This window comes from Streptomyces cinnamoneus (assembly GCF_014650495.1).
Lineage (GTDB): Bacteria > Actinomycetota > Actinomycetes > Streptomycetales > Streptomycetaceae > Streptomyces > Streptomyces cinnamoneus.
On sequence record NZ_BMVB01000096.1, the window covers coordinates 1 to 542 of the forward strand.

Below are 542 nucleotides of genomic sequence, written 5' to 3' on the forward strand. Positions count from 1 at the left end.
AGAAAGGGGGTGTGCCACCATGAGTATATTTTCGTCTTTCTTACTCTCTGTCTTGGCAAGTGTAGTCGCCTACTACATCTGCAAATGGCTGGACGGAGATAAATAGGCGGTAGCCAGCCTAAGGAATAAGCCACCTTGCCACAACGGAATAGAAAAGCCCCGGAGTTGCGACCTCCGGGGCTTTTTGCGTGCCACAATGAGCACTTTCGTCTTTCTTGCCTACTGGCATTATAGCATATGCCTTTCGGCATTTCAAGTATGCCCTACTTCCACCACTTGTAAACGGTGGGCTTGCTCAATCCTGTCTCTCGAATGCAGTCCGCTTTCTTTCCTGCTGGGTGGCTCTCCTGCCATTCTCTGACTGTCTGCTCCGCTGTTCCACTCCCTTTTGGTCTACCCTCTTTTACTTCTTCTCCTAACTGCTTTTTTAAAGCTTTCATAGTATTCATAACCTTTACATGGTCTTTTTGCTTTCTGTAATTCCGCTTATTTGCTGGTATCGTAACCTTTGTGTTGTCCTCTATCCATTCCCGGCTTGCTAT

At 47.0% G+C, this 542-nt stretch carries 1 protein-coding gene; it reads right to left on the bottom strand.

Annotated elements, in window-relative coordinates; genetic code table 11:
• Positions 1–263: 263 nt before the first annotated feature.
• The coding region (locus IE182_RS32985; RefSeq protein WP_506417128.1) for a hypothetical protein at positions 264–542 on the bottom strand (279 nt) is incomplete at its 5' end.